A 26,509-nucleotide genomic window follows, 5' to 3' on the forward strand; every position below is an offset into this window, starting at 1 on the left:
GTGGGTATGCGGCCCACCGCGAGAATGCCGAAGTTGACCCCGCGCAGCCGGGTCATGATCGGGAGCGCCCTCGCCGTGATCGCGCTGTTGTTGGTCGGGCCGCGGCTGATCGACGGCTACGTCGACTGGTTGTGGTTCGGAGAGCTCGGCTACCGGTCGGTGTTCGTCACCACGTTGCTGACCCGCCTGGTCGCCTTCGTGGTGGTGGGGCTGATGGTCGGCGGGGTCGTGTTCGCCGGGTTGGCCTTGGCCTTTCGGTCCCGGCCGGTGTTCGTGCCCTCGGGCGGCGCGAACGATCCGGTGGCGCGCTATCGCACCGCAGTGTTGTCGCGGCTGAGGCTGGTCGCCTTCGGGATACCGGTGGGGATCGGTCTGCTGGCCGGCATCGTCGCCCAGAGCTACTGGGTGCGCATCCAGTTGTTCCTGCGGGGCGGTGACTTCGGGATCACCGATCCGCAGTTCGGCAAGGACCTTGGCTTCTACGCCTTCGACCTGCCGTTCTACCGGCTGGTGATCGGTCTGTTGCTGGTGACGTTCTTCCTCGCCACGATCGCGAACCTGACGACGCACTACATCTTCGGGGGCATCAGGTTGTCCGGCCGTGCCGGTGCCCTGAGCCGTCCGGCACGTATCCAGGTGGTCAGCCTGATCGGCACCCTGGTGTTGCTCAAGGCCGCCGCCTACTGGCTGGACCGCTACGAGCTGCTCAGCCATACCCGCACCGGCAAGCCGTTCACCGGGGCCGGGTACACCGACATCAACGCGGTGCTGCCCGCCAAGATGATCCTGCTGGCGATCGCGCTGATCTGCGCGGTCGCGGTGTTCTCGGCGATCGTGCTGCGCGACTTGCAGATTCCGGCGATCGGCCTGGTGCTGTTGCTGTTGTCGTCGGTGGTAGTCGGCGCCGGCTGGCCGCTGATCGTGGAACAGTTCAGCGTCAAGCCCAACGCGGCGCAGAAGGAGAGCGAATACATCTCCCGCTCGATTGCGGCGACCCGGCAGGCCTACGGGCTGACAGAGGACGTGGTCACCTACCGCAACTACAGCGGCGACGCACGGGCCACGGCCGCGCAGGTGGGCGCCGATGCCGCCACCACCTCCAACATCCGGCTGCTGGACCCGACCATCGTCAGCCCCGCTTTCACCCAATTCCAGCAGGGCAAGAACTTCTACTTCTTCCCCGACCAGCTCACCATCGACCGCTATCGGGATCACGACGGCGAGCTGCGCGACTATGTGGTCGCCGCCCGCGAGCTCAACCCCGATCGGCTGATCGACAACCAGCGCGACTGGATCAACCGGCACACCGTCTATACCCACGGCAACGGGTTCATCGCCTCGCCGGCCAACACCGTGCGAGGAATCGCCAACGACCCCAACCAGAACGGCGGCTACCCGGAGTTCCTGGCGAACGTCGTCGGCGCCAACGGCGGTGTGGTCTCCGACGGGCCGGCACGGCTCGACCAGCCGCGCGTCTACTACGGTCCGGTGATCGCCGACACTCTCGCCGACTACGCGATCGTCGGACGCAACGGCGCCGACCGCGAATACGACTACGAGACCAACACCGAGACGAAGAACTACACCTACACCGGTGGCGGCGGTGTTAGCATCGGAAACTGGCTGTCCCGCAGCGTGTTCGCCGCTAAATTCGCCGAACGCAACTTCTTGTTCTCGTCGGTGATCGGTTCGGACAGCAAGATCCTGTTCAACCGCGACCCCGCCGGCCGGGTGCAGGCGGTCGCACCGTGGTTGACCACCGATTCGACGGTCTACCCGGCGATCGTCAACAAGCGGCTGGTCTGGATCATCGACGGCTACACCACGTTGGACAATTACCCCTATTCGCAGCTGACCTCGCTGTCGTCGGCTACCGCGGACTCCAAAGAGGTGGAGTTCAACCGGCTGCTGCCGGACCGGCGGGTGTCCTATATCCGCAACTCGGTGAAGGCCACCGTCGACGCTTACGACGGGACCGTGAGCCTGTACGCCCAGGACGAAAAGGACCCGGTGCTGAAGGCGTGGATGAAGGTGTTCCCCGGCACGGTCAAGCCCAAGGCGGAGATCTCACCCGAGCTCGCCGAGCACCTGCGCTATCCCGAAGACCTGTTCAAGGTGCAGCGGATGCTGTTGGCCAAGTACCACGTCAACGACCCGGTGACGTTCTTCTCCACGTCCGACTTCTGGGACGTGCCGCTGGATCCCAACCCGACCGCCAGCAGCTTCCAGCCGCCCTACTACATCGTCGCGAAAAACCTTGTCAAGGAAGATGGTTCGGCGTCCTATCAGCTGACCAGCGCGATGAACCGGTTCAAACGCGACTACCTGGCCGCCTACATCAGCGCCAGCTCGGATCCGGACACCTACGGCAAGCTCACCGTGCTGACCATCCCGGGCCAGGTCAACGGTCCCAAGCTGGCCAACAACGCGATCACCACCGACACCGCGGTCAGCCAGGACCTCGGGGTGATCGGACGCGACAACCAGAACCGCATCCGGTGGGGCAATCTGCTGACCCTGCCGGTGGCTCAGGGTGGGCTGCTCTACGTCGAACCGGTCTACGCCTCACCGGGTTCCAGTGACGCGTCGTCGTCGTACCCGCGGCTGATCCGGGTGGCGATGATGTACAACGACAAGATCGGTTACGGCCCGACGGTCTCCGATGCGCTGACCGGTCTGTTCGGGCCCGGGGCGAGTGCGGCGGCGACCGACATCGCGCCCACCGACGGCGGCGTGGCCCAGGAGCACCCGGCAGCGGCTGCTCCGCCCGTTGCGGCGGTCCCGTCTCCGCCGGCGGGCAGCGACGCCGGGCTGTCTCCGGCGAAGCTCGCCGCGCTGCATGAGATCGATGCGGCGATCACCGCGGTGCGCGAAACGCAGCGTCGCGGCGACTTCGCGGCCTACGGGTCGGCGCTGCAGCGCCTCGACGACGCCATGGCGAAGTTCAACGGCACCAAGTAGCGCGAGCCGGGGCACCTCGGGCCCGCCGCGCCCGACGGTGACCCGATCAAGAATCGAAGAGCACGGCGTGCATCAGCGCGCGGACGCATGCCTGCGGGTAGGCGTGGTTCGCGTCCGCTGAGCCCGCCGGATCCGTTTCGGGCCGGTCGTAGTGCACCAGTCGGCCGACGTCGACCACCAGCCCCATCGCAGCGTGTACCAGGAATCGGGCCTGGGTTGCGGTGAGTTCGGGGCGCGCCGACAGAAGCAACCGAACCCAGGAGTCGATCGTGGATCGCTGCACGTTGCGCAGCGTCTTCTGATCGGCCGGCGTGAGATTGACCCGTTCGCTGTAGTAGATCGACGCCAACTCCGGGTTGGCGAATGAGGTGGCGACAAAGGCATCGACCAGTTGGGTCAGCGCTTCCCGCGGTTCGGGCCGGTTGCTGTTCACCCGGGACAGTTCGGCGGAGAGCCGGTCGGAGGAGCGCCGTAGCGCGGTGCTGAGGATGTCGGCCTTGCCCGGGAAGTAGCGGTAGATCCCGGCGACGCGCACGCCGGCCACCGCGGCGATCTGGGCCATGCTGGTCTCTGCGTAGCCGTGTCGGTGGAACAGCATCATCGAGGCGTGCAACAGCGCTTCGTAGGTCCCGGCATCCGGCGTGAAGATGCGCCATGCGGGCGCGCCCGGCACAAAATTCTCCGGGGTGGGCAACTCGGCGTTCAGCAACGCCGACGACGCCGCGCTCAGCACGTCTGTGATGTCCTCGGCCGGAGCGCGCACGCGATGGTCGGCGATGCCGCCGGCGACACTGAGCAATCCCGTCGCAAGTATTCGCCGCTGCAACGGGGTCGAGGTGGGACGCCGCTCGGCCAGCGGCTGTTGGAGGCGGTGGCCGACCAGCCGCAGCTGATCGACCAGCCGCGCCTCGTCCGCTTCACGCAGGTAGCGCGCCTGCCATCGGTAGAGGCCACCGGATTCGCGATTGCGCAATGCGACGTCGATAACGGCCTGTACCAGCTGATCCAGCAGCAGCTCGTCGGCAGGTCCAGCAGCCGGGTCGGCGGCCAGATCAGTGGCTAGATCCGTCGCATCGACCAGTTGCTGGCTCAACGCCAGCACGGCGTCGCGGAACAGGTCGTACTTGCTTGCATAGTGGCGGTACAGGGCCGGAGCGGAGATGCCGACCTCGCCGGCGATGGACTCCAGCCTCACCGAGTGATAGCCGAGGGCGCTGAATGACTCGGCGGCGACGCGAGCGATCTGATCCTTGCGGTCTTTGGGACGTCGCCGGACGGTGGGTGCTACCTCTGACAGGTGTTGAGCCAAGGGAATTCTCGCCTCATGCCGACCGGGACGGGGTGCTGCAGGTGGACTGCGCCGCGCCGTCATGGCGGTCGGTGCGCAGTGCGGCGCGCGCTCGTGCATTCCAGTGGTGTCTGGGGGCGACAGCCGACAGCCGGGCCAACCGGGTGAACCGCCGCAGTGACCGCCGGTCCGCGGCTGTGACGGTGATTCCGGTGAGTTCGCGGGCATGGGGATGCTGCAGCGCACGGATGGCCCGGTGGGGGACCGCACGCGGCCACCAGTCGGTGGGAGTGAAAATCTGTTCGCGGAACGGCTCGAAGTGCGGACCGGCGAACAGTTGTGTCCGGCAGTAGTCCTCGAAGTAGTCGACGAACAGCGGCCAGTTCGGCGGCATCGACCGGCTGGATATGCCATACCTGCGGTACCAGGCGCAGCACTCCCGGTAGAGCTGCTCGTGTTCGTCCGGGCCGAGCGGCCGGATGAAGGTATTGACCATTACAAACAAAGATTCTACGTAAGCGGCGTGCTGGAAATGAAAGACATCCGGGCTCAGCGCATGATATTTCCGCCCGGAGCTGTCCAGGCCCTTGACGTGCTCGTGGGAGAACCGCATCTGGGGACTCATGTCGACGCCGGTGTAGGCGTAATTGACCGCCTGGGTGACGGTGCGCTTCTTATGCAGCCAGATGCGATCGCGCATCAGCGCGTGCTCGGTGATACCCGCGGCAATGCCCGGATGCAGCATCAGCAGACACACCGCCCTGGGCAACACGAACAGGTAACGCCGATCGGCCAGGACATGCCACAGCATGCTGCCCCGGTCCAGGTCTCCCACCGCGGGTGGCGACATGATCAGATCAGCGCCTTGCGTCGCCGGATCCGGTAGCGGACGTCGGCCATCAGCACGCGGTAATTGACCGTGCGCAGGAAGCCGGGGATGAAACGGTTCACGAACGAGACGAACAGGAACAGATTCTCAAACTGACGTTCCTCGGTCTGCGACCATTCGACACCGAGCAGCTCACGAAATCTCGGTGCAAGAAACCCGATCGTCAAGAACCGCAGTAGTGGTCCGAAGATCACCCGGAAGACCGGGTTGATCATTTTCAGGTTGATCAGGCGCATGAGGTAGTCGCGGACGACGTCGTCCAGTTCAAGGGTCTGGCACGTCGCGTTCCAATAGGTGTCGAATTCGGCGCGGGTGGCGGGCCACTGTTCATCGGTGACCTGCAACGTGGTGCCGAGCGGCCGGGCATGCTGGTAGAAGTTCTCCGCCTGTTCCTCGGTCATCTTGCCGCGCAGCAATTGATAGGTGTCCTCGTAGAACACGAACAGGCACGCGGCAACCCACAGTTGCAGGTCGCGATCGAAGGCGTTGTATTTGACCGGGCTGTTCGCGGTCGAGCGAACCTGACGGTGTGCGACGTTGACTGCGTCTCGGTAGGCGGCGCGCTCCTCGTCGGTGCCCAGGACCGCGACGGCCATGTATTGGGCTGTGGTGCGCAACCGCTTCCACGGATGTTCCATCAGCGCGCCGGATTCGACCCGGCTCTCCACGACCCCGTGACCGACGCCGGGCATGCTCAACTGCATGACCACATTTGCGGCGGATGCGGCGGCCGACCAAAAGTCCAGCGCCTCAGTGAGGTCGACGACTTCATGGTCCCAGCGGGGGGTGTACTGGTCCACGTGAATCCGGGTCTGGGCGGTGTCGAGCACGCGGTGGGGGGCTTGGTCCTGGCTGTCCTGTTCATGGCAGGTCGGCATTTCAGCGATCCTTTCGATGCAGCGATACGTGACGGCTATGGCCCGGCCAGATAGTGCGGCAGCTGTGCGAGTGCCCAGATGATCCCGGCCGCCCCGACCAGTGCGCCGAAGAACACCACCACCAGCACGCCGACGCGCAGCAACCGACCTTCGGGTGAGGCCAGGTAGCGCAGCATGCTGACGACGAGATCGATGACCCGCACCACAAGCATCATCTCCAGGTCCTCCTATAAGTGCGCGGTTGTGTCCGCATAGTCCATCCCGGCGGTCCATCTCGGCGGGGCATCATGTTGTTCCACCGTATTCCGGCCGCAGGGAGGCCGACAGCGATGCCAGCGGCACCCTGGCCACCACCGCACCGCCATCCATCGACCACACGAACCGGTCGGCGGGCTGCGGCTTCTCCCGGAGCATCGGGGCGTCGGGCAGGTACAGGACCAGCTCGTCCGGTGACATTGCGAAGGCCCGATAGTCGCCGGTGTATCCGCTGCCGGTCGGGCCGGGCTGGAATTCCTCCACGGTGAACGGATAAGTGTTCGGGGCATGCGGGGGAGCCGCTGCGTCCAGCGCGGCCGCCAACACCGGCGCGGCAGCGGGCGGGATGACGCGCATCGGATCGATACCCGGCTTGAACAGGTCACCGAGTGCGAGCCGGCGGCCTTTGTCCAGATCGAAGACGAAAGTGCGATAGGCGTTGTTGGCCTGCATCCCGAATGGTTCCAGGCACTCATGGATGATGAGCGACTGCACTGCGCCGGGGCCCGGAATGCTCTCGAAAGAGGCGATTGCGCTGCTGTCTCGTATCGCCTCGGCGCCCGAATCGCGCCAACCGGTCATCAGCCGATGGTAGAAGTCGCGCACTATCGGTCCGGTCTCAGCTTTGTCCAGCAGGGGCTCGGGGAGGTCAAAGGCGATGTAACGCTCGGCCTTTCGCGGCGAGACAACCAGCGTCGTGCACCGTTGGCCGTCCCATGTCGCCTGCAGCTCGTCGCAGAAACCGCGCGCCGAAGCGGCGGCTGCCGGCGAGGTGATCAGCAAAGTGCCGGCGGTGCTGAACACTGCGGCCAGGCCGCAGAGCTTGCTCATCGCACTCATTTCTGTTGCTGCCCTGCGGCGACGTCGCTGACAAGCCAATGACCGGCCACCTTCGCCAGGGTGATCGCCATGGCGGTGACGTCGGGCTGGGCCGGCCGGCCGGCGGGGACGTCTTTCAACGTGGCGCTGGTGAAGGTCTGTTCGATGAACAACAGCACAGTGGCGTTGTTGGCGTCGGCGGATTTGACGGCCGAGTCGACGACGGTGCCGATTGTGGTCACCTGGTTGGCGAGCAGCAACGCGCGAAGATCCGAGCTCTGCTTGGCGTAGCGATCGTGGAACCCACCTGTCGATCCGTCGAGGATTTCGCCGATCTGCCGGTCAATGGTGCCGGGGTTCGCGGTCGTCAGGATCTCCGCGTATTTTGTTGCGGCGTCCAGTGCTTCGTGGGCCGCGATACCCGATCGATGGTGGCAGTACAGCAGCCAACTCTGAAATCCCACGCCGCCGAGCACGGCGATGATGCACAGCGCGGCAGCCGTTCGTGCCGAACGTCGCAGCCGGCGAGGTCGGGGCGAAGCCGCGGGCACCTCGGTGGGAGTTCCGATCTCGGGTTTCTCAACGGTGGTCATGCGCTGCTCTCCCGGTCGCTCACACCAGGTCGACCTGGCTGGCCAACCAACGGCCTTCGACGAGTTCCATGGTCATCTGGATCCGGTTGCGGTCGATCCGTGGTTCGGAACGCACTGCGTTGGTGATGGATTGGTCCGTGAACAGCAACACCTCAACCCTGGTCGTGGTAGCGGACTTGACCGCCGCGTCGATGACGATGCCCTTTCCGGAAGCCTTGTTGTCGATCAGGATCTGACGTAACTGCTTGGCCCCCAGGCTGTAGGCGTCCTTGAACTGGCCGGTCGCGCCGTCGAGCGCGCGGGTGTAATTGCCGTCGATGTCGGCGGTGTCCAGGGTCGTCAGGACGATGGCGTAGTCCTTCGCGGCGGCCAGGGCGGCCTGTCCAGCAGCGGCGCGCGCGTCGAGTTGGTGCAGGCGCCAACCCGCGTACCCCGAATACGCCAGGGCCCCGATCGTCAGGGCGACGAACAGCGCCACCACCGCCCGGCGGCGTTGCGACGGCGACTCGGGGGCTGCGCCGGTCCGGGCTTCGTCGCAGTCGGGCTCGTCGGTGGCACTGTCGGCACTGTCGTCGGTCTCCTTGACCGGTGCATCGGTGCCGAGTTGTTCATCGAGTTGGTCGAACACGTCAGGGTCGGCTGTTTTTCGCATCGGGTTCGGCTTTCTCCTCAGTTGGGGATCCATGCGGGCAGCTGCGGACCGCCGTCGGGCGTGGGCAAGGTGTGGGGCGGATAGACCGGTGGCGGCTCCAGGGTCGCCAGCGGGTCGTGGCCCGGAGGCGGCCCGGCGGTGTCGTCACCGGGTGGTCGTGGGGCGTTGCGGGCACCGCGGACCAGCAGCGACGGATCGTCGTCGGGACAGTAGGTGTAGCGGAACGGTGCGGGGAAGTTCACCGCCGAGGGCGGCTTTCGGGGCAGGCCGTAGTCGCACCGGTGCCGGGGGTAGATGTCGGCGATCACCCAGATGCCGCCGTCGTGCACGGTGCCGGCCAGCCGGTCCACCAGGGAGCCGTGGTCGGGGCGCCACAGGTCCTGCAGAGCGGGCACCCGCAGATAGAAGATCTGCGACAGAGTGGTCAGGTTGCCCAGCAGCGCGTAGACGTTTTCCCGGTTGTCGCCGATGAAGCTGTCGACCTGCCCCAGTTCGGTACTGCCGAGATCGACCAGGGTGCGGAACCCGCCGTCCATGTCGTTGACGCCGCCGAGGATCTGTTGCAGGTCGTTGCTGGTGCCGCTCAGGCCCGGGGCGACGTCGCCGAAGGTGGTGAACGTGATCCGGGTGTTGCGCAACATGCTGACCGTCTCGGGAATTACGCCGTCCAGCGTCGAGGCCAACAGCACAGTGCCGTCCAACAGAGCGGACAGTTTCCTGGCGCCATCCGGACCGACCCGAAGTTCGTCGAAGACGGCCGTCAGTTTCTCGGCGTCGACTTGGCCGAGGGCGCCGCGGCTGTCATCGATGATCTGGGGCAGCGATACCGGCACGGTGGTCTGATCCTGACCGACCAGCGATCCGTTGGTGAGGTAGGGCCCGTTGTCGTGTTCGGGTCGGAAGTCGAGGTATTGCTCACCGGCGACCGACAGCCCGGATACCCGCACCCGGCTGTCGCGCGGAATGGGGCGGTCGGCGCGCAGCGCGACGACGGCTTCGGCCCCCGCCGCGGTCAGGTGTACATCGCTGACCCGGCCGATCGGTATCCCCCGCAGGGTGACGTCCTGGTTGACCAGCAGTCCGCCGGATTGCGGGAGCAGCACCCGCACCGAGATCGTCTGCTGGGCCGGGTTGATCCCGACACCGAAGACCGTCACGTAGGCCGCCGCCAACACCGTGGTGAGTGCCAATCCGATGCCGGACAACAGAATACGTCGCCGGTAGCCGACTTGGACCAGCCACACGCCCAGCCGGGCGAACAGGTCGAGGAGGTCGAGGAAGGGCCTCATCGCTGCGGTCCGTAGATCCGGGAGAGCAACATGTTCCACTCGTAGCGGAGGTCCCCGATCATCAGATGCCAGTCGGTGCCGTCCGACCAGTGGAATCCGGGGTCGCCCGGGTAGTTCTTGTCGGGCCAGGGAACCAGGGTGATCTTGTCGATCTCGCCTCGCACATGTGCCGCGGTGCCGTTGAAGGTCTTCATCAGGATGCCCAGGAAGCGGTTGAACGACATCAGCGACAGTTCGGGGTCGATGGCGATGTCGTTGAACACCCCGGCGAGCTTGTTGAGATCGGCGCTCACACTGCGGGTGTCGGTACCTTGCAGCGACGGGAAGCGGGACAGCTGACGGGTGATCCGCGCCCCGGTATCGACCAGGTCGATCAGGTCGGAGGTGTTGTCGGAGATGACGTTGAGGGCCGGCGCCAGGTGGGTCAAGGCGTCATCGAAGGTGTTCTGACGCGCCGACATGGTCGCGGCCAACTCCGATGACCGCCGCAATGTCAGGTCCAACTGCTGCGACCGGTAGCTCATCCGGGAGAGCAGGGTCGCGGTCTGGTCCAGCAGGAGACCGAGCTTTTCGCCACGCCCGCCGACCGCTTTGCCCGCGCCGTTGAGCATCGACACCAGGTGGCGCACCGTACCGCCGTTGACCAGCATCGCCATCGAGCTGATCAGCTCTTCGATGGTGGGAGCGTTGGCGGTCGACTCCAGCGGCAGCACGGCGCCGTTGTGCAGCAGCGGCGCGTCGTCGGGCCGGTTCTTGTCGGGCCAGATCTGCACGAAGATGTCGCCCAGCGGGGTGGCCGAGCGCAACTCGGCGGTGCTGCCCGCGTACAGCGGTACCGCGGACTTGATCCGCATGGTGATGTAGGCGTTGAAGTCGCGCGCCCGAATCGATTCGACCTCGCCGATCTGCGCCCCGTACAACCGAACCTTGGCCTTCTCCGGCAGGTTCAGGGCGTCGGAGAAGACCGCGGTGATGGTGTAGTAGGGCCCGCCGCCACCGGGCGCGGGCAGGGCGACGCTTTCCAGGTCCAGGCCGCACCCGACCGTCAGTAGTGCGGTTGCGATCGCCAGCGCTGCGCGGGCACCGCGTCTGCACACTGTCGGCCGCTTCACGGCTGCTCACCGATCCCGTCCTGCATCAGATCGAGCATGCTGCCCAGCCCGAAGTCCGGTCCGTAGTCCCGCAATGTTCCGGTCGCGCAGGTGAGCTGCCGCAGGCCCATCAAGTTGCAGATCTCTTTGCCGAACTGACTGTTGAACAGGGTCTTGCCGATCAGCAGGTGGGCCCGCAGACTGCCCGCACTCTCATCGATCACGTTGTAGAAGTTGTCGACGAACAGTGGCCCCACGTCGAGGATTTCGCGTAGATCCCGTTCGTTGTCGGTCAGCGTCGTGGCAACCGTGCGGACCCCCGTGAATGCATCCCGCAACCGGTCGGAGTTGCCTTCCAGCAGCCGCGAGGTCTCGGCGAGCAACCGGTTGATCTTGTTGCCGGTGTTTCCCGCGCCGAGGTTCTCCGCGGCCAGGATCTGGCTGAGCTGATGGACATAGGAGCCGAATTCTCTTAGCGCGGTGTCATTTCGGGACGCCGCTTCGCTCAGTTCGGCGATATTGGCGATGATCGTCTGAATGGTCTTCTTGCTGTGTGCGCCCTTGTCCGACCCGACCTGCAGTGCCTCCGACAGCCGGCCCAGCGTTGCCTTGATGTCGGGGCCGTTCCCGACGGTGATCTGCGATCCCAGCGCCACGAATTCGCCCAGCGGGCCCTGGTTGTTGTCGTTGCCGCGCAATGCGCTGCCCAGCTTGTGCATCATCGCCAACGTTCGTTCGAACTCCACAGGCGTGCGGGTGCGGTCCAGACTCAGCACGTCGCCGTTGCGCAGCTTGGGTCCGCCGCGATAGGCGGGGGTGAGTTCGACGTGACGGTCGGTGAGCACCGAGGAGGAGACGGTCACGGCTTCGACGTCGGCGGGGATGTCCACCTCGGCGTCGATCGCGAGCGTGACCTCGACGTAGCCGCCCTTGGGGGTGATGCTGGTGACCTTGCCGACGTCCATCCCGAGCACCGACACTCCGTTGCCGGTGTAGAGGCCGACGGCATCGGAGAACTGGGCGGTCACCCGGATCTTGTGCAGGGCTATCCGTGGCAGGTCGGGAATCAGTTGCGGCGCCACCGCGGCGCCGGTGACGGCCAGGATCAGGGCGGTCGCGCCGGCGAGCATGTAGAGCTTCAATGCGCGGCTCATTGGCAGTCCTTGAAGTACTCGACCAGGTTGAACTGCCGGGCGCGTCCGCTCAGCGCACACATCCAGGAGTCGACGAAGATACCGGCGGGCAGGAAGACGTCGGCGGCGTTGCCGCTGCCGGTGGCGTTGGCGAAGTTGCGTAGGGCCACCGGAGTGGATTGCAGGAAGTTGCGCAGCAGTGCGTCGTGGTCGGCGGTCATCTTCATGAATTCGTGGAAGTCCCTGATCATCTGGTTGACGGCCGCCTCGTCGTTGAGGATCCCGTGGGTGCGGCCGACCAGCAACGTGGCGCTGGCGAACAGTCGTTGCACGGCTGCCCGCCGGGTGGCGATCTCACGCAGCACATCGCGGCCCTGCAGGACCAGGGCGCCGAGGTTGGCCCGTTGTTCGCGCAGCATGGTGGTGAGCGTTTCGGTGTTGGTCAGCAGCGTGCCCAGTTGCTCGCGACGGTCGGCGATGATGTCGGCCATCGCCTGCAAGTTGGTCAGCGCCTGCGGCAGTTCGCCGGCGACCCCGCCGAGGTTGGCGTTGAGCGTGTTCAGCGAGTCGACGAACCGGTTGGCATCCACCGGCCCCAGGGTGCGTGTCGCTCCGGCGAGAGTCCGCTGCAGATCATAGGGGACCTCGGTGTGCGCCAAGGTGATCGTGCGGTTCTCGACCTGCCCGGCGCCCGCCGGTGACAGTTCGAGATAGCGCGATCCCAAGATGGTGGTCAACTTGATCGCGGCGCGGGTGCCGGAGCCCAGCGGGATGCCGCGCTCGACATTGAATGCGACGACAACATGGTCGCCGGCCAGCTTGACGCGTTCAACGGTGCCGACCTTGACTCCGGCGATGGTCACCACGGCCCCCGAGCGGATCTGCGCGGCCTGGGCGAATTCACCGTGGTAGCGGGTCTTCCCGACACCCAGGCCGGAGTAGACGACGGTAGCCATCAGCACCGCGGCGATGATGACGATCGCGAACACGCCGGTCCAGGGCCGGCTGAAGGACTCGATGGGGCGCCTGAGTGCGGCGGGGATGAGGCTCATCGGCACGCCGCCGAGTGCTGGTGGGCGAGGCCTTCGCTGGCGGTGGCTGCGCCGACGAACGATCGGAACCAGTGGAACAGACCGCGCCACAGACCGAGGTCCAGTTCGCAGGCGTAGACGTCGGTGTAGGTGCCGCTCTGGGTGACCCGGGCCAGCCCCTGCAAGACGTAGGGCAGGTTCGCCGCCATGTAGGCGAACCGTTCGCGGCCGTCGTTGACCCCGTAGTTGAGCAGACCGGGTTGGCGGCCGACGAATTCTTCGAGATCTGGGGCGATGTTGTCGACGATGGTGGACAACCGCGCCATGGTGGCATTGATCGAGCCCACCGAGTCGACCAGCGGTTCTCGCTGGTTCGCCAGCGTCACCATGGTGTCGCGCGACTGACGGATCATGCTTTCCATGTTGGTGCTCTGTTTTGCCAAGTCGGTCATCAGCTGATCGAGGTTGGTGATGAGCGCGCTGAGCACTTCGTCGGGGCCGGCGAAGGTCTCCGCCATCTGCGAGGACTGGGTGATCAGCATCAGAATCGAGGTCTGATTGCCTTGCAGGGCAAGTACTGTCGCATTGCTGATGTTGTCGACCTGTTCGGGGTCCAATTCGGCGAACAGCGGCTCGAATCCGTTGAGCATGTAGGAGACATCCAGCGACGGGTTGGTGCGTTCGATCGGTATCTGGCCGTGGTTGGGCAGGATCTCGTGGTTGTCGCCTGCGCCTTGGGCCAGCCCGAGATAGCGCTGCCCGATGATGCTCTGATAGGTCACCGAGGCGATCGTGTTCTGGAAGAGCTTTTGACTGCGTTGCACCCGGAACTGCACTTTGGCGGCGGTGCCGGCCAGCTGCACCCGGTCGACCCGTCCGACGCGTACGCCGGCGACCCGTACGTCGTCGCCCGGGGTCATGCCGGAGGCGTCGCTGAAGATCGCCGAGTAGCTGTAGGTGGGTCCGGCGATGTCGCGGCGCAGGGTGTTGTAGACCATCCAGGTGACGGTCAAGGCGAAGGTGGTGAAGATGGCCATGCCGATCACCGATTTGCGACGACTTCTCATCGGCCACCTTCTCCGGTCTGGGACAGGCGCACCGTGCTGCCGCGCAGCAGCGGGGCCAGCAGCAGCACCGTGGGGGTATCGGCGCTCCCGGTGATCCGACTGATCTGCTGCTTCTCCTGGGGGCTGCCGACAACTCCGACGTTGCCGCCGATAACCGCGCCCTGGGGCTCGACGGTGGGGACTTCGGCCGGCCGCGGTCCGGGCGGCGGCGGGATCGGTGGTCCCTGTGGATCGCCGGGCATCGAGTGCCTGGGTGCGGTGGTGTTCGGGCGGTTCTCCGTCATGCCCGGGGTGGGCGAGACGCCCTGGGATTCCAGCGCGGGAAACAACTCCGGTGCGGTGGGCACTTCCGGTGCGGTGGCGCAGCTCGGTCCGGCCAGCTCGCCGTAGCGGGGACAGTCGGCGCGGACATAGTTGCGGCTCGGTGTCAGCGCGATCGCCGCCTTGACCCTGAGGGCCTTCGCGTCCGGGTCCCAGATGATGTCGTAGACCCGGTCGGCCAGGGTCTGCAACTTGGTTGACACTCCGTGGAATTCGCCGGCGTGATCGGCGATCACGCCGAGGGCGGGGGTGAACTGGCTGGTGATGGTGATCATCCGCTCGGCTTGATTCTCCAGGGCGCTCGCCAACGTGGCTGCGGTGTCGGTTCCGCCGGTCAGCAGGCTGGACAGCTGCGGTCCCTTCTCCGCGATGGTCGTCATGGGTCGGATCGATCGGTCCAGCGCGTCGAACAGTTCGGGGGACACCCGCTGCAGGCCTTCGGCGGCCGCTGTCAGCGCCGACAAGGTGGTGGGATTGGTGTCGTCTGCGGCGACGACGGAGTTCAGTTGCGCCAGAATCTCGTTGAGATTGTGTCCGGTGTCGGTCAGCTCCTGGCCGCGTCCGTGGGTGGCGGTGCCCAGAGCGGCGATCACGCCGACGGTGGTGTCGTCGGGTTTGCGACCCAGGGGACTGATCAACTGCCGGAGTTTGTTCAGCACGTTCTGGAACAGCACGGTGGGCAGCGACTCGTCTTCGAAGACCACCGAGCCCGAGCGCAGATGGTCTGCGCCCGCGCCGTTGTCGACCAACTGGATCGCCGAGACCGCGAACAGGTTGGCCGGCACGACCCGGGCGGTGACGGTGTTGGGGATCTTGGCCGCATGTTCGGGTTTCAGCACCACGTGGACTTCGTTGGGCAGCCCGTGCGTGGACGGGGTGATGTCGGCGACCGAACCGACCAGAAGTTCGTGGTACTTGACATCGGAGCGAGGTGGCAGGCCGTCGCCGATGTTGGACAGCCGCACGTCGATCCGGACCAGGTTGTCCAGCCGGCCCTGGGATTTGGCGACCATCAATGTCGCGGTGGCGACGGCGATGACAATGAAACAGACGCCCAGCACGAACACTCGGCGATTAGACGGCCCGCGCGGGTCGGTGTCGAACGAGTTCGGCATCGCCTAACCCCCGAACCTGGCGCCGGACTCGACGCCCCACAGCGCCATGGTCAAGAACATGTTCACCACGACCACCGCGGTGACGCTGGTTCGCATCGCGCGCCCCGCTGCGATGCCCACGCCGGCCGGGCCACCCGAGGCGACGAACCCGTAATAGCTCTGGATGGTCGACGAGACGAACACGAACACGGTGGCCTTGAACGTCGCGTACAACACGTCGCGACCGTTGACGAACAGCGAGAAGTAGTGCAGGTAGGACCCATTGGATTGGCCCGAGATCAGGATCACCGAGAACTGGCAGGACAGGTAGGCGACGCCCAGCGCCACCAGGAACAGCGGGACGACTGCGATGACCGAGGCGACCGCCCGGGTGGTGACCAGATACGGGATGGGGTTGATCGCCATGGCCTCCAGCGAGTCGATCTCCTCGTTGATGCGCATCGCGCCGAGCTGGGCGGTGAACCGGCAGCCGGCCTGGGCGATGAACGCCATCCCAACCATGATCGGGGCCAGTTCGCGGGTGGTGGCGAAAGAGGAGATCAGGCCGGTGGCCGGACCCAGCCCGAGTAGGTCCAACACGTTGTAGCCTTCGACGGCGACCAGCGCGCCGGCGATCGCCCCGAGTGCCAGCGCGACGGCGATGGTGCCACCGCCCACCACGATCGACCCGTTGCCCCAGGCGATATCGGACAGCAATCGCAGCATCTCGCGGCGGTAATGCCGGAGCATGGTCGGGATCGAAGCGAACGTGCGTCCGAAGAAATGCACCAGGTGCCCGGTGCGGGCCACCGCTAGGAAGGCGCCGTTGGCCGATTCGGCGATCGGGCGCAGGGCCGGGATCTGAAAAGCGCTGGGAATGACCATCTTCTACAGTGCCTGCCTCGGGAACAGGATGACGTAGAGCTGGCTCATCAAGACGTTGACGAACATCAGCAGCAGGATCGACTCGACGACCGCGGCGTTCACCGAGTTGGCGACCCCAGCGGGTCCGCCGTGGCTGGCGAGGCCTTTCTGGCAGCTCACGATCGCGACGATCATCCCGAAGACGATGGATTTGGCGAATGCCAGCCACATGTCGCCGACGTCGGAGAACGAGGAGAAGGTGGCGATGAAGGAGCCTGCCGTCCCGTTTTGCAGGAACACGTTGAAGATGTAGCCGGCGACGTACCCGACGAAAAAGGTGATGCCGGTGAGCAATACGCCGACGGTCATCAGGGCGGCCAGCCGGGGTACGACCAGCCGTCGCACCGGCGAGACCCCCATGACCTCCATGGCCTGGATCTCTTCGCGCATGGTCCGCGATCCGAGGTCGGCACAGACCGCGGAACCGACGGCCACTGCCAGCAGCATCGCGGCGACCAGTGGGGCGGCTTGGCGGATGATGACGAGCCCGGTGGCCGCACCGGCGAGGGATGAGGCGCCGACTTGCCCGGCCAGCACACTGAACTGGATCGAGAGAGTCACTCCCACCGGGATGGTGACGAAAACCGTTGGCAGGAAAGCGGCGCCGGCGACGAACGCCGTTTGATCGATGAATTCACCGATCAGGAAGCGCCCGGTGAACAGGTCGGCGAACAGGTACTGGATGGCCCGCACCCCGAGTACCACCTGGCTGCCGGCGGTGCCCAGTGACTGGATCGGATGGTTCTTCAGGTACTGCAGGAACCAGTCCACCACGGCCCGAAGGCCCGGCCGGCCGGCCATTTGTTGATCGGCGAGGTGGATCAGCCGGCGTGCGGAATCCGATGGGGTCATCGGAGTCACTGCATGCAGACGTTTGCGAACAGCAACACCGGCCACGACACGATCGATCCGAGGAAGGAGACCACCAGGTCCACACCTTGCATCTCATGGAGGTGAGCGGTGTGCGTCAGCGACCAGATCAGGCCGATGATCAGGTAGGGCGTCCCGAGGATCAGACCCAGCCCGATGAGTTCTCCGACACTCATCCGGTAGCTGAGCAGACGGCCTATGCCGTCGACGATTCCAGGCATCCGTAGTCTCTCCCGACTCGTTGGTCCCGCCCGGAAGGCGGGGATGTGATGCAGGGCGCACATGGCACCGTGTGTGCAGCATCGCACAGCCACCGGCGGCCCGCAAGAAAAAAGTTAAGTCTGATTCCAGCTGAACTTCTGTTTCAAGAGCTTGGTGGAATGGCGGTCGTATCGACTGGAGCGCTCGATCCCGTGATGGATGGCGGCTCGGATAATGCGGCTAACAGGGATGATTGTGTCTACGGCACGCGGAGGTGGCGGCTGCGGCGATGCTCTGATGCAACCACGTCAGCTCGGCGGCGAATCGGGTGTTGTTAATTTTGGTTCCACTTCGGTTTCAGTCTGTCAGCTGTGGCGGCGATAGCTGGCGGGTGCCGGCTGCAGCCGATTTGGCGCCTCGCCGTCCGTTGGGTAGCCTCTAGATACCGACGCGGGGTGGAGCAGCTCGGTAGCTCGCTGGGCTCATAACCCAGAGGTCGCAGGTTCGAATCCTGTCCCCGCTACAAAATGAGATGTCGCAAGGCATCGGAATGGCCGCAGACCTACTTCAGGTTTGCGGCTTTTTCCGTTTGGGGCACGGGGGGCGTGGTCGGTAGTCCCCGGTGGGGTCGAGGGTCACGTTGCGTCGTGACCGGTTCCCGCTACGGAGGAAAGTGCAGCCTACCGATTGGCCTGAAGTCACTTTCGCGTCGGTCGAACGGGTCATTGAGAGTCGAAACGGTCATCCGGCCCATACATCCTCCACGTATCGGTCGGACTCCACCAGGCCGATAAGCCATTCGCGAGCTTGGCTCTCGTCACTTCCGGTACGCGCGCGGTAGATGTCGATGAATGCCTGCCGCACCGCCGGCGCCATCTTGGCGCCGTCGCCACACACATAGACGTGAGTGTGCTTGGCGGGGTCGCCGAGCAACTGCCACACTTCGTCGGCGTCGGCGGTGATCCGGTCTTGGACATACCGCACGCCGTTGAGAGGTGCGCGGGAGAAGGCCGGGCGCATCCGGACGATTCCCTCCGATTCCGCGGCCTCGAACTGTTCGCGGAATATATAGTCCAGGTCGGGGTTTCGGACTCCAAAGAAACACAACGCTGGCGAGTAGGGCGTTCCCTCCTGTTTGGCGGCTAAGCGGTCGCCCAGGAAGCCGCGGAACGGGGCAACACCCGTGCCGGCGCTGACCAGGATCACGTTTCTCGCGGGGTCGGCACCGGCACGGAACGCCTGGCGGGCCGGGTCGACCCGCGCCCGAATCTGGGCACCCGGGGCGACGGTGGCCAGATAGTTGGACGCCACGCCTTGAAATTGCCCATAGCCGGACCGGGCCGGCGCGTCGAGCACGCTGACTACGAGTGCGACCAGGCCCGGCGCTAGTCGGGAGGACGACGCAATGGAATAGTGGCGCGGCGTCATCGGTTCCAGCAGGTCCAGCAGCTGCGCCCCCGTCAGCACGCATGCCGGGAACTCGAGCAGACATTCGAATGGGCCGAGGACGCACGGATCCGCCGATGCAGCGAGTTGCTCAAGGCGTTCACGCTCCGGTTGGTATGGGTTGGACACTGCGAGGCGGCGTAATTGGCTCCGCGTGACGGGCTTTCGCAGCTCAACGAAGTGGGTGAGCAGCTCGCGGGCACTTACCTCCCGGTCGAGTGCGATCAACCGCCGCGAGGTCCGTCGAGAATTGATAGACAGCCGCCGTTCGCCGTCGATGCCAAGAAGCTCGAGCACCGTGGTTACGAGATCCGGCGGATTGTCAGCAAGAACAGTCAGGTGATCACCCGTCTGGTATCCAACTCCATCGGGAAGGACAACGCGGACAAAGCGTTTGGCTCCTCCGAGGGTCATGTCGTCACCCCCTAGTCCGGTGTTGTCCAACACTGTCATCGGTGTCACAGCGAACCGGGCGTCAATTGCCGCAGTGACCGGGCCGATGATGGGATGCAGGTCGTAGAGCGGTTCGTCGTCGTCGGTGATCGGTGTGGCGTCCGGATCGCCGAAGTGCTCGGAGAGTGCTGCGCGCAAAGCGATGGAGAACTCTTCGACAATCCCATTGAGATCCCCCGAGGTATCGGCTGACGCCCGGGGGATAAGGGGCCGGGCGCCCAGTTCGGTCAGGCGTTCGTCAATGTGTTTGGGCACCGACTGGTAGGTGTCGGCCCAGTTGTGATCCCCGACGCCCAGTACCGCGAAGTACGGTGCGCCGTCCAACGCGGCGTTCTCGCTGAGCAGCCAGGCGAGGAATGCGCGCGCGTCGTCCGTCGGCTGTCCGTTGTATGACGAGGCGACGATGACGGTTGCGTCGGCATTCGGCAGGGCGCCGGCAAAGTCGTCGAGGGGCGCTATGGTGGCGACGCAGCCAAGGTCGGTGGCCTCTTCGGCGAGCTGCTTGGCCAGCGCCCGGCAGGTTCCGAGATTCGAGCCATGTAGCACCGCGAGCGTTGTGCCCGCTTTGACGGGGGTGATGCCACCCGATGCATTCCGGTGTGCTGGCGGGGATTCCGGGGATGCCATGCTGTGGCGGTTCTCCGGTGTTCGCCGGATCAGGTCGAGATTGAAGCCCACTGGGCGCCGACTGCGTTCGCTCTCGAACTGCAACACATAGTGTTGCGAGTCGATCAGGCGATACCGGTGGATCAGCCGGGCGATCGTCATGGCCGTCTCGTGCAATGCGAACTGGCGTCCGATGCAGGATCGTGCACCGGTGCCGAAGGGTTTGAACACCGCCCCCGGTCTGCTGGCGGCTCGTTCGGCATCGAACCTGTCCGGATCGAAGAGTTCGACGTTGTCGCCCCATTCGGGCTGACGATGAAGCGCCCCGGTCAGGACGGTGACGGCCTCGCCCTTCTTGATCGGGTATCTGCCGCCGATGACGGTATCTGCCAGGGCCATTCGGTCGAAGCCGATGACCGGCGGCGACAGTCGCAGGGTTTCGTTGATCACCCGTCGCAGGTACTCGAGCCTTCCGATGTCGTCATAGGTCGGCAGATAGTCGTCGCCCTTACCGAACACGGCATCTACTTCTGCCGCGGCACGCGACAGTACGGCCGGGTGCTGCATCAGGTTGTAGAGCGCGGTGGGCATCAGTTCGGATGTGGTCAGTTGGCCGGCGATGAGAAAGGTCATGATCTGGTTGCGAATGTTGTCTGGGTCCAGTAACGGTCGGTCGTCGGAACCCTTTCCGAGCATGACGTACAGCAGGTCGTCGAGTTTGTGCGTGCTGGCGGTTCGATGTTCCTCGACCAGCTCGTCGAAGCTGCGATGCAAATAGGCGAGTGCTTCGTCGAATTCTGGGGTCCGCTCAGCCTTTCCGAGCTCATCCAGGGCCGCTGTGAAACTTCGCGGGATCGGGGCAAGTCCTTCGTGATTGAAAGAGTCGAATCGTGCTCCGAAGCCGGCAAGGGCGACGGTGTCCATCGCGAGCTTCTGCAGGTCGGTCGATGCGTCTGCCGGCCGATACCCGACGCGGGCATCCCAGCGGTCGATCAACTGGGTGCCGATGTCGAGCATGGCGCTGTGGTAGTTGCGGAGTCCGGCGTAGCTGAAACCGGGTATCAGGACGTCGTGAGCCTTCTGCCAATTCGGCTCGCCGTGGTACGCGGTGAACAGCCCATCACCTGCTAGGAGGCGGACCCGGGCCAATGGCTGCATCAGGTTCTTGGCGAACCGGTTCTCGTCGCACAGCTCTTCGGTCAGCTCCCGTGAGCAGGCGTAGAGCTTTCGAACGCCGCTGTAGTCGGCGTAGAACAGCGGCCCGTGGAGTTCGCCGAGAATGTCGACGGGCAGTGCGTACGGTCGACCGAGGAGGTCAGACGGTGGTGGCAACGGTCCCTCGGCGGACGGAACGTCGTCCAGGTCAGGCGGAGGCGAGGCTGTGAAATCGGCCATATCGGGCAGCATAGGCCGCCGCTGGATCCTGTTCCGGCGCAATGAGGCTTCGCGGCAGCACTGCGTCTGACCGAGCATGTGCGCTGCGTTTGGGACCTGCCCATGTGGTCGATCGAGGTGCTGCCGTCAGCCCTCGGTCTCCCGGGCGGTGAAAGTAACCACCTCGCCGCGGTTGATCGACACCCAGTCGCGGGCCTCTAAATACGGCCGGAAGGTCTCGGCAATGTGCCGTTGGTCGGCAGGGGTCTTCGGCCGCTGCAGCTCGTACAGCTGTGGAAACTCAGTCCAGCCGACAACGGCGTCCCAGAGTCGCACCGCAGCCTCGCCGGTGGGCGGATCGACGAGCACCGGCCCGAATAGGCACTGTCCGTCCGGGAAGAACAGCGTGGGTACCCCGTAACCGCTGGCAGCGACCACGCGTTGATGATCAGCCAACACCTCGTCGCTGGTCGTCGGGTCGGCGATCGCCTGGTCGACGAGACCGGGATCGAATCCGAGTTCTTCCAACAGGTGGCGGGCGACCGCCTTCTCGTGCGGCTTGTGGCCCTCGACGTGCAGGGCGCGGCCGGCGCGCTCGTACCAGGCATCAACGTCGTTCATCGAACGGCGACGCAGCAGTGCCCCGATACGCATCATCGACCAGCCATAGGACCAGTCGCGCTCCCAGGGATGCCTCTTGCCCTCTTGCCGGTTGACCTCTTCCAGGCTGAAGAAGCGCCAGTTCACGGTGAGACCGGTCAGGTCTCGGACTTCCCGGATCCACCGCGACGTCTGGTACGCGTAGGGGCACATGACGTCGAAGTGAAAGTCAACGGAAGCCGGCCGGGTGATCACATCGTGAACCGCAGGTTGCGGGCGGCGCGGTCGCCGAGCTCGTTATCACCCTTCCAGGTGAGGGTGCCGGAATCGATCTGGGACTGTGGATCGATGCGCCCGCAGGCCAGTTGGATGAAGGTCGTGGAATCGGTGCTCAGTGTGACATCCGGATTCGCAAGGTGGTCAACGGCCTTCGCTCGTCCGTCGACGGCAACATGCAACTGCCGGGTGATCGGTTCGGTGAGATCGAAGGTGATGCTTTTCCCGTCGGGAAGGCCCACCTTCTTCCCGACGATGTAGCCCAGCGAGCCGGCGACCTCGGCCAGTGCGATCTCGGCCGTGAGGCCGGTGTCGTCGGTCTTGCGACCGAGCGGGGTGGTGATGTCTCGTTCGTGCACCCAGAAGTCGAAGACCCGGATCTCCAGGAACCGCCCGTAGGTGCCGGGCCCGACCGGAGTCCACGAAGGTCGCTCGAGATCAGCGTCCGACAGTGCGGCAAGGTCGTGTCGGCGGTGGTCATAAACCCCACGCACCAGTTCGAGGTAGCCGGCGTCGTCGTCGGTGGCTGCTTCGTGGAGGAAATCCGCGGCCTTGCCGAACGGCGGCGGAGTGCGGTCGTCGTCGGGCAGCCACCCTGCCAGCACCGCTTCGATGCTGGTGACGTGATTGATCACGTCGCGCATCGTCCAGTCCGGGCACAGCGACCGCGCCTTCCACTCGGCGTCGGCCAGGTCGGCGCAGACGGCTTCCATCGCGGCATAACACTCCCGCAGGGCGGCGACAATCCGGTCTAGGCTGCCGGCTTCCGGTGTGTTCAACGCCGTTTCTCCTTCGCGACCTGGGCTAGGGGAGGCATCGGTGAGTGTGCTTCCGTCACGAGCATCGGACACGCAAGAGCAGATATCAAGGAAATGGCGACGTTGGCCTCACACCACCCACGGCGCAACCAAGGTCATCGCCCCCAGCACCGCCAACCCGATGACGAAGGCCACGACCGTAAACCCCATCACCTGGCGGACATTGAGTTTCGCGATGGCCAGCAGTGGCAGCAGCCAGAACGGCTGGATCATGTTCGCCACGCCCTCGCCGACGGCGACGGCCATGGAGATCAACCCGAGATAGGCGGGTGAGTGCTGGCCGATCGCCAGCGCCGAGTCGACCGCGATCGGGCCCTGCACCGCCCAGTGCCCGCCGCCGGAGGGCACGAACAGGCTGATGATCACCGAGCCGAGGAACGTCAGGAACGGCAGTGTGTACTGCGTCGCGCCGTTGACCAGTGTTTGGGCCAGCAGTGTCTGCAGCGGCTTGGAGTCCTCGGCGCCTTGATAGGCGAGCAGCCCCACCAGGCCGCCGTACAGCGGGTATTGCAGCAGCAGGGGACCGGACACCTTCGCGGCACCGGTGAACGCGCGGATGAACCGGATCGGCGTGCGGTGCAGCAGCGCGCTGGTGACGGTGAACAGCATGATCGTCGAGGAGATGTTCAGCGCGAAACCACTCATCACGAAATACGCGATGCCCGCAGCGAACACGAGCACGTTGAGGATCCACTGGTTTTCCAGCCATTCGGCGAACGTCTTGCCGCCCTGCGGCTCGACAACCGGATCGTCGTCGTCGAACACCGCGGGATCCGGCGCAAGACGCACCGATGGCTCCATCCGACACACCACGATCGCGAGTACCGCCAGCACGACCAACACCGACAGCCAGCTGTAGGGCGCAAAGATGGTCTGGCGCAGCGGCACGGTGAAGCCCGCGATCTTGTGGATCACGTTGATGGGGCTGCCGGCATCGGTATTCGCCAGTGCGATCGACGACGAGAGCCCCTGCGTCCAGACGATGAAGCCCATGAACGCCGCGGCGATCAGGTAGCCGAAATGCGAGTCGGGGAAACGTCGCGCGACCTGCCGGGCGACCAGCGCACCGGCCACCAGACCGAGGCCCCAATTCAGCAGGGATAGAACGGCACTCACGGTGAAACAGAGCAGCGCGCCCTGCGCCTGGCTGCGCGGCATTCCCGCGACCCCGACGATGGCCCGCTTCAGCACCGGCGCCTGGGCCAGCGTGTAGCCCGTCACCAGGATCAGCACCATCTGGAAGGCGAACGTGAAGATGTTCTCCCGCCCCCAGACCCCGCTGTACCAGGCGGTCACCATGCCGCTGGCCGATGCTCCGCGCACCAGGACAGCGACCAGCCCGGCGACGATGAGGGTCAGGATCACCGCGAACAGATACGGGTCGGGCATCAGGCGCTCGACATAGCGGACGCACAGCCCGGTGAGTGATTGCATGAGGCCCCGGCGTTTGACCTGATTTGCCGAGCTCGTCGTCATGGCGTCGCCCCTTCCCCGGAACCGCTCGGGCAGCGGCCAGTCGAGCAGGCGCCCATTGTGTCATCGCTTTCAGCCCTGCCAGGAGCGACGTATGTTGTCTCGGTCGGGCCTTCAGCAAGGCGACACGGACGTAGCTCGGAGCGTGGCGGCGATATCGTCCAGCGCCCGGCCGGCGTCGTCGAACGGCCAGCGGATGAACTCGTGGATCATGCCGGCGTAGCGATTGACAGTGGTGCGCACTCCCGCCTCCCGGAGTCGGGCACCGTACTGTTCGCCCTCATCGCGCAGCGCATCGAACTCGGCGGTGACGATGAACGCCGGGGGAAGCTGATCGAGGCGCGCGGCCAGCAGCGGCGAGACATGTGGATGGAGCTTCTCGTCCGCTCCGTTGAGATAGTGGTTCATGAACCAGTGCTGGGTTTCCCGGCTGATGTTCCCGTACTTTCCCGCGAACTCTCGGATCGAGACGTTCGATCGCCGAAAATCCAAGTCGGGGTAGATCAATACCTGGTGTGCGATCGCGGGGCCGCCGGCGTCGCGGGCCATCAGTGCGACCACGGCGGCCAGATTGCCGCCGGCACTGTCACCGGCGACGGCGATGTTGGTCGCGTCGCCTCCGAATTCGGCGGCGTTGTCGGCCACCCACGTCGTCGCGGCGAAACCGGTATTGATCGCGGCGGGATATTTGTGCTCGGGGGCCAGCGGATAGTCGATCGCGACGACGACGCGGCCGCAGCGGTTCGCCAGTGCCCGGGCCAGGCCGTCATGGGTGTCCAGGTCGCCGAGTACGAAACCGCCGCCGTGGAAGAAGACGATCACCGGACGTACTTCGCCTGGCTGCGGGTGATAGATCCGGACCGGCAGATCACCGGCGTCCGTCGAAATGACCAGATTCCGAACGCTTGCGACGGGTTCCGGCTCGCCCGCGCTTTGGGTCATCAGCCGCATGGCGTGGCGGACCTGTTCCGGGGCGAAGGTGTGCAGGTCGGCGAAGTTGCTGCCGGCCAGTCGATCGAGGTGGGCTCGGACTTGCGGATGTAGCGGCATGGCGCTGGGTTCCTTTCCGTGGAGGCGGTTCGCCGCTAGTCTCTGACTTGAACCACGCTTCAAGTCAAGGAGGCATCGATGCTGGACATCGCGGAAGTCGCCAACCGGTCCGGTCTGGCGTCGTCGGCGCTGCGGTTCTATGAGCGGCGCGGGCTGATCAACTCCGGTGAACGCAACGGGCTTCGCCGCACCTACGAACCTGACGTTCTTGACCGGTTGGCGCTGATCAGCTGCGCCAAAGCGGCCGGATTCACGCTTGCCCAGATTGAGCGGTTCCTGGCGGCCACTCCCAGCGACATCGAACTGCGCGCGCGAATGGCAGAGAAGGCCCACCAAGTCGACGAGGAAATCGCCCGCCTCACCCGCATGCGCGATAGCCTGACCCACGCCGTGACGTGCACCCACACGCCCCTGGTTGAATGTCCGGAGTTCAAGGCGCGGATCAAGGATGCCGACACCTGATGCCGCACTGAAGTCACGCGCGCGTCGACAGCGGGGAGGTCACATGCCGTTCGAAGCGCATCTGGACCGGAAGAAGGTCGCGAGGCTGGTCGTCATCAGTGTGGCCTTCGTCTGCGGCGGGCTGTGGATGGTCGGGGGATTCGGACCGGTCGAGTCCGCACACGGTTGGTCCTCAGGGACCTTGCGCGTCCTCGGCTGGTTCGCGATTGCCTTCTTCGGCCTCGGTGTGGCGATGACCGTGCCACGGCTGTTCCAGTCCGGTGTCGAGGTCCGTGTCGACGCCGAGGGTGTTTACGGGCGGCGCTATGCCAAGCAGGTGATCCCCTGGAGTGTCATCGAGCGCATCACGACGGTCGATGCCGGCCGGATACATACCGCCCGGCTGTTCCTGCGCGACGCGGACAGTTATCAACCCGACGGGGTCGCCGGCTGGATCAGGCGGCTGACTCGCGGGCTGGGCACCAAGACCTTCGGTGATGCCGAGGTCTCACTGCAGGGCACCGACGGGAACCTCGCCGAGATGAGAACCGCTTTCGACTACTTCGCACCGGGAAAGCTGGATCGCGCCGAAGATCCGGCGCCCTGACGCCGCCCG

24 protein-coding genes and 1 tRNA gene are annotated in these 26,509 nt (G+C 65.3%); 4 read left to right on the forward strand and 21 right to left on the reverse strand.

Annotated elements, in window-relative coordinates; genetic code table 11:
• A complete protein-coding gene (locus ACZYY4_RS06465; protein ID WP_463808774.1) occupies positions 1-2,961 on the forward strand; it encodes a UPF0182 family protein in 2,961 nt (986 codons plus the stop codon).
• 46 nt (positions 2,962-3,007) lie between these two features.
• On the opposite strand, the gene ACZYY4_RS06470 is transcribed toward ACZYY4_RS06465, so the two are convergent.
• From ACZYY4_RS06470 to ACZYY4_RS06545, 16 genes are all read right to left on the reverse strand, one after another.
• On the reverse strand, positions 3,008-4,270 hold the full coding sequence (locus ACZYY4_RS06470; protein ID WP_463808776.1) for a TetR/AcrR family transcriptional regulator: 1,263 nt from the start codon (positions 4,268-4,270) through the stop codon (positions 3,008-3,010).
• A 13-nt stretch (positions 4,271-4,283) separates the two neighbouring features.
• On the reverse strand, positions 4,284-5,099 hold the full coding sequence (locus ACZYY4_RS06475; protein ID WP_463808777.1) for an oxygenase MpaB family protein: 816 nt from the start codon (positions 5,097-5,099) through the stop codon (positions 4,284-4,286).
• A gap of 2 nt (positions 5,100-5,101) precedes the next feature.
• On the reverse strand, positions 5,102-6,016 hold the full coding sequence (locus ACZYY4_RS06480; protein ID WP_463808779.1) for an oxygenase MpaB family protein: 915 nt from the start codon (positions 6,014-6,016) through the stop codon (positions 5,102-5,104).
• A gap of 35 nt (positions 6,017-6,051) precedes the next feature.
• On the reverse strand, positions 6,052-6,231 hold the full coding sequence (locus tag ACZYY4_RS06485) for a hypothetical protein (protein WP_463808780.1): 180 nt from the start codon (positions 6,229-6,231) through the stop codon (positions 6,052-6,054).
• Between the two features lie 70 nt (positions 6,232-6,301).
• Complete coding sequence (locus ACZYY4_RS06490; protein WP_463808781.1) at positions 6,302-7,102, reverse strand: hypothetical protein; 801 nt, start codon at positions 7,100-7,102, stop codon at positions 6,302-6,304.
• Between the two features lie 5 nt (positions 7,103-7,107).
• Complete coding sequence (locus ACZYY4_RS06495) at positions 7,108-7,683, reverse strand: Mce protein (RefSeq protein WP_463808783.1); 576 nt, start codon at positions 7,681-7,683, stop codon at positions 7,108-7,110.
• A 19-nt stretch (positions 7,684-7,702) separates the two neighbouring features.
• Positions 7,703-8,335, reverse strand: a complete 633-nt coding sequence (locus ACZYY4_RS06500; protein ID WP_463808784.1) for an Mce protein — start codon at positions 8,333-8,335, stop codon at positions 7,703-7,705.
• Between the two features lie 17 nt (positions 8,336-8,352).
• Entirely contained in the window at positions 8,353-9,624 is a 1,272-nt protein-coding gene (locus ACZYY4_RS06505; RefSeq protein ID WP_463808785.1) for an MlaD family protein, read from the reverse strand.
• Positions 9,621-10,736, reverse strand: coding sequence for an MlaD family protein (locus tag ACZYY4_RS06510; protein WP_463808786.1), 1,116 nt, complete (start codon positions 10,734-10,736; stop codon positions 9,621-9,623). Before ACZYY4_RS06510 ends, ACZYY4_RS06505 begins: the two co-directional genes overlap by 4 nt.
• Positions 10,733-11,869 (reverse strand): MlaD family protein, encoded by a 1,137-nt coding sequence (locus ACZYY4_RS06515; RefSeq protein WP_463808788.1) that lies wholly within the window; start codon positions 11,867-11,869, stop codon positions 10,733-10,735. Before ACZYY4_RS06515 ends, ACZYY4_RS06510 begins: the two co-directional genes overlap by 4 nt.
• Positions 11,866-12,900: an MlaD family protein gene (locus ACZYY4_RS06520; RefSeq protein WP_463808790.1), complete on the reverse strand. Its 1,035-nt coding sequence runs from the start codon at positions 12,898-12,900 to the stop codon at positions 11,866-11,868. Before ACZYY4_RS06520 ends, ACZYY4_RS06515 begins: the two co-directional genes overlap by 4 nt.
• On the reverse strand, positions 12,897-13,946 hold the full coding sequence (locus ACZYY4_RS06525; RefSeq protein ID WP_463808791.1) for an MlaD family protein: 1,050 nt from the start codon (positions 13,944-13,946) through the stop codon (positions 12,897-12,899). Before ACZYY4_RS06525 ends, ACZYY4_RS06520 begins: the two co-directional genes overlap by 4 nt.
• Entirely contained in the window at positions 13,943-15,382 is a 1,440-nt protein-coding gene (locus ACZYY4_RS06530; RefSeq protein ID WP_463808792.1) for an MlaD family protein, read from the reverse strand. Before ACZYY4_RS06530 ends, ACZYY4_RS06525 begins: the two co-directional genes overlap by 4 nt.
• A 3-nt stretch (positions 15,383-15,385) precedes the next feature.
• Positions 15,386-16,246: an ABC transporter permease gene (locus ACZYY4_RS06535; protein ID WP_463808794.1), complete on the reverse strand. Its 861-nt coding sequence runs from the start codon at positions 16,244-16,246 to the stop codon at positions 15,386-15,388.
• A gap of 3 nt (positions 16,247-16,249) precedes the next feature.
• A complete protein-coding gene (locus ACZYY4_RS06540) occupies positions 16,250-17,086 on the reverse strand; it encodes an MlaE family ABC transporter permease (RefSeq protein ID WP_463808985.1) in 837 nt (278 codons plus the stop codon).
• A 56-nt stretch (positions 17,087-17,142) separates the two neighbouring features.
• Positions 17,143-17,376, reverse strand: a complete 234-nt coding sequence (locus tag ACZYY4_RS06545; RefSeq protein WP_463808795.1) for a hypothetical protein — start codon at positions 17,374-17,376, stop codon at positions 17,143-17,145.
• Positions 17,377-17,805: 429 nt separating this feature from the next.
• On the opposite strand from ACZYY4_RS06545, the gene ACZYY4_RS06550 reads away from it, so the two are divergent.
• Positions 17,806-17,879 (forward strand) — tRNA-Met (locus ACZYY4_RS06550).
• Positions 17,880-18,097: 218 nt separating this feature from the next.
• On the opposite strand, the gene ACZYY4_RS06555 is transcribed toward ACZYY4_RS06550, so the two are convergent.
• The 5 genes from ACZYY4_RS06555 to ACZYY4_RS06575 form a co-directional block, all read right to left on the reverse strand.
• Complete coding sequence (locus ACZYY4_RS06555; RefSeq protein WP_463808796.1) at positions 18,098-21,256, reverse strand: bifunctional cytochrome P450/NADPH--P450 reductase; 3,159 nt, start codon at positions 21,254-21,256, stop codon at positions 18,098-18,100.
• 126 nt (positions 21,257-21,382) lie between these two features.
• The gene (locus tag ACZYY4_RS06560; RefSeq protein WP_463808798.1) at positions 21,383-22,090 is read right to left on the reverse strand and encodes a mycothiol-dependent nitroreductase Rv2466c family protein; all 708 of its coding nucleotides are present in this window, start codon (positions 22,088-22,090) and stop codon (positions 21,383-21,385) included.
• Positions 22,087-22,890, reverse strand: a complete 804-nt coding sequence (locus tag ACZYY4_RS06565) for a maleylpyruvate isomerase family mycothiol-dependent enzyme (RefSeq protein ID WP_463808799.1) — start codon at positions 22,888-22,890, stop codon at positions 22,087-22,089. The genes ACZYY4_RS06560 and ACZYY4_RS06565 overlap by 4 nt, the downstream gene beginning before the upstream one ends.
• A 108-nt stretch (positions 22,891-22,998) precedes the next feature.
• The gene (locus ACZYY4_RS06570; protein WP_463808801.1) at positions 22,999-24,405 is read right to left on the reverse strand and encodes a TIGR00366 family protein; all 1,407 of its coding nucleotides are present in this window, start codon (positions 24,403-24,405) and stop codon (positions 22,999-23,001) included.
• Between the two features lie 111 nt (positions 24,406-24,516).
• Complete coding sequence (locus ACZYY4_RS06575) at positions 24,517-25,452, reverse strand: alpha/beta hydrolase (RefSeq protein WP_463808802.1); 936 nt, start codon at positions 25,450-25,452, stop codon at positions 24,517-24,519.
• A gap of 78 nt (positions 25,453-25,530) precedes the next feature.
• Between ACZYY4_RS06575 and ACZYY4_RS06580 the strand changes: the two genes are divergently transcribed.
• On the forward strand, positions 25,531-25,914 hold the full coding sequence (locus ACZYY4_RS06580) for a MerR family transcriptional regulator (protein WP_463808804.1): 384 nt from the start codon (positions 25,531-25,533) through the stop codon (positions 25,912-25,914).
• A gap of 43 nt (positions 25,915-25,957) precedes the next feature.
• Complete coding sequence (locus ACZYY4_RS06585) at positions 25,958-26,500, forward strand: STM3941 family protein (RefSeq protein ID WP_463808805.1); 543 nt, start codon at positions 25,958-25,960, stop codon at positions 26,498-26,500.
• Positions 26,501-26,509 lie beyond the last annotated feature (9 nt).

This window comes from Mycobacterium sp. IDUB_21, assembly GCF_055419425.1.